Source organism: Verrucomicrobiota bacterium, assembly GCA_016871535.1.
Lineage (GTDB): Bacteria > Verrucomicrobiota > Verrucomicrobiia > Limisphaerales > SIBE01 > VHCZ01.
The window spans coordinates 1-3,037 of the sequence record VHCZ01000419.1 but is presented as its reverse complement, the minus strand read 5'-3'; the positions used below and the strand labels follow the sequence as shown (position 1 = coordinate 3,037).

Below are 3,037 nucleotides of genomic sequence, written 5' to 3'. Positions count from 1 at the left end.
AATGCAACACGGGGGATTTTCAGAGCCGCTTCAATTCAGCTCGCGGCGGTCGCGAACGACTCCACGCGCTCATTCACGCCAAACACCCCAACGTGCTGGACTTATGAAACTGAAAAGACGCGTCCCGAAGGGCATGCGTGCGCCTCAATAATTCGCTTGACCGCGCGATTCGTGTCTTTAGGATTTCGCCCGAACCAACAAGGAGGTAAATCAATGAATCCAACGAAACCTGTTCACAAAGTTCGCCTCGGCACTATCGAATCCGCCGTCTGGGAAAACAAGCTCAGCGAAGGAAAGCCGTACTACAAGGTCACCTTTTGCCACAGCTACAAGGACGGCGACGAGTGGAAAACAACTGAGAGCTTCGGTCGCGATGACCTGCTGGTGCTCGCCAAGGTTGCCGATCAGACGCACTCGTGGATCTTCGAGCATCCGCCGGGCAAATTAGCGGACTCCCGCCAAAGGTTGTCTGGCGGGGACTGATCGAGCTCCGAATCTCGACTCAGCCCGTCGCCGCCGGCGCGTTCCCCCGTTGAGAATTCGATCCCTGAATCTTAACAGGAGCCGTTAGTGCCCTGCGGTTGGCGAAGCCGCAACGTTTTCCGTCTCCGCCGTTTTTGTCAGGCGGAGCCGGGAAACGCGCAGGCCGTCCATTTCCTCGACGCGCAGCGTGTTCGCTCCGAGCGCGAGCGCGTCGCCCACTTTGGGAAAACCGCCCAGGCGATGGGTCACGAAGCCGCTGGTCGTCGTGATCCCTTCTTCGGCGAGATTGTCGCCGACCAACTCCGCCAATTCGTGGAGCGGCAAGGTGCCAGCCAATTCCCAGGTTTGGTCGCCCACCTTTTGCAGCAGCGGCTTCTCCTGATCAAACTCGTCCTGAATCTGGCCGACGAGTTCTTCGAGGATGTTTTCCAGCGTGATCATGCCGACCGTGCCGCCGTATTCGTCCACCACGATCGCCATGTGCAACCGCCGTTCGAGGAATAGTTGGAGGAGCTTTTCAAGGCGCGCGGTTTCGGGGACATAAATCAGCTTGCGCATCGAGGCCGTGAGATCGCGTCCTTGCCGGGCCTTCAGCCGCATGGCGAACAAATCCTTGAAATGGACGACGCCCAGCGTCTTGTCCAGGCCGCCGCCTTCGCACAACGGGAACCGGGAGTAACGCGTTTTTTCAGCTACGTCCAGGCATTCCGCCATGCTGGCTTCCGTATCCAGGGCCACAATCTCCTGTCGCGGCCGCATCACTTCCCGGGCGACGCGCCGCCGAAGGTCCAGAGCGTTGAGGACGATATCGCGGCCGAGTTTGCTGCCGCCCGACCGTGCATGGGAACCGGCAAACAGCAAGCGCAATTCCTCCTCCGAATGATGTCCATGCTCGGACTCGCCGGACGACTGCAAGCCGAGCTGGCGGAGCATCCAAAGCGAGGCGTGGTTGAGCAGCCAGATGAAGGGATAAGAAATCCGATGAAACCATTCCAGCGGTTGCACGACCCAGAGCGAGGTGGGGAGCGGCTTCTGAATGGCCAGCCATTTCGGCGCTTGTTCGCCGGCGGTGATGTGCAGAAACGTGATCACGGTGAAGCCCACCACGACGGCAATCGAATGGCGGATCGTGGCCGATTCGATCTTCAGCCAGTCCAGGGCCGGCGCGAGCAGCGTTGCGAACACCGGCTCGCCCACCCAGCCGAGCGCCAGGCTGGCCAGCGTGATGCCCAACTGGCAGGCGCTCAGAGAAGCGTCGAGGTTCCGAAGCACGCGCCGGGCGATCCGGGCGCGCCGATGGCCTTGGCCAATGAGCGGATTCAGTTGCGTGTCGCGAACTTTGACGAGAGCAAACTCCGCCGCGACAAAGAAGCCGTTCAAGAAGACCAGCACCACCACGGCCAGCAACTTCAACGCAATCTCGACGGTCGTTTCCGTAATCATCCGGTCAACATCAGTTCAGCCGAAAGAAACAGAAGAAACCAACGAATTTGAAGCCTTTTCGACCCGGGGCCTTACGGGTCGCGCTTGAATTCGCCCCGGCAGGAGGAGTAGATTCATTTGTAGATCGGAAAGAACCCTCGCTGATTGACCAGCGGCCGCAACACGAACCATCGATCCGCACGCTGCAAGGCATGAACACGGACCTCAAGATCACGGCCAGCAAACATCACGAGGCCGAGGGACGCCCCACGGCGTTCACTCTTACGCTCGGCCACGAAACGGTGACGCTTGATCCGGGCAAGACGTGGATCAAGGCCGACGCCTTCAAATGGGTCACGCGCGGGCTGATGGAGGAGCCGCAATCGTTTCATGTCCTGGCCGACGGCACCGTCGATGTCAACGGCGAGAAGATCGGCGTTCTGGATCCGGACGGGATTGCCAGGCTCGAACATGAAATGAACAAACGGCACGCCGCGCCGGTGGCTCTGAAAAAGCCGGAGGCGGTCAGTTCGCGCGCCGCCCCCGCTGAGGAGAAACCGCACTCAGATCGCGTCCAGTTCAAGATCAAGATTGACCACCTCGGACATCTGATGGTGGAATGTCATCGCGGCAGCGAGCGTGTCGAGACCGGATTGCGCGGTTTGCCCGGACTGATTCAAAACGGCCTGATGATCAAGCCCAGAGACCTTCACGTGGACCCACTTCTCCGGGCTGTGGAAATCGACGGCACACGCTTTGAGTGCAACGAGACCGGCGCCCGGCAACTCGAACAGGCGCTCAACGCTCGTTACGCGGCCAGGCTGCAATCCGAAGGCGAGACCGCCGTGGAGATCAAAGAGAATCCCGCAGCCTCGACCGGATTTGACATCCGCTTCGTGACGACACGAGCGGGCGCGCGGTTCGAGATCAAAGGCCATCTTTCGCAGGACAACCTGGACATCCTTCAAGACTCCAACCGCTGCGAATTGCTCAAGCCGGGAATCGTTTTGCGTTTGTCTCCGCCGTTCCTGCTGATTCGCCAGCGGCGTCATGACGGGAGTGAAGAAAAAATTCCGGAGCTTCCGGATGTCCAGTACCGGCACATTGCCGCGCACCAATTGCAGAAGATTTT

Annotated in this window: 3 protein-coding genes; 2 read left to right on the top strand and 1 reads right to left on the bottom strand. The window is 59.7% G+C overall.

Translation table 11 applies throughout. From position 1 onward, the window contains the following. The first annotated feature begins 213 nt into the window (after positions 1 to 213). Positions 214 to 483 (top strand): hypothetical protein, encoded by a 270-nt coding sequence (locus FJ398_27030; protein ID MBM3841532.1) that lies wholly within the window; start codon positions 214 to 216, stop codon positions 481 to 483. A gap of 84 nt (positions 484 to 567) precedes the next feature. Here FJ398_27030 and FJ398_27025 read toward each other — a convergent pair whose 3' ends face one another. After that, the gene (locus FJ398_27025; GenBank protein MBM3841531.1) at positions 568 to 1,926 is read right to left on the bottom strand and encodes an HlyC/CorC family transporter; all 1,359 of its coding nucleotides are present in this window, start codon (positions 1,924 to 1,926) and stop codon (positions 568 to 570) included. A gap of 191 nt (positions 1,927 to 2,117) precedes the next feature. Between FJ398_27025 and FJ398_27020 the strand changes: the two genes are divergently transcribed. Further along, positions 2,118 to 3,037 (top strand): hypothetical protein (locus FJ398_27020; protein MBM3841530.1); only part of this gene is annotated, 920 nt, incomplete at its 3' end.

Bases quoted from the DNA above. Each gene is read 5' to 3' on its own strand.
- FJ398_27030 (MBM3841532.1), top strand. From the start codon at position 214: ATGAATCCAACGAAACCTGTTCACAAAGTTCGCCTCGGCACTATCGAA.
- FJ398_27025 (MBM3841531.1), bottom strand. From the start codon at position 1,926: ATGATTACGGAAACGACCGTCGAGATTGCGTTGAAGTTGCTGGCCGTG.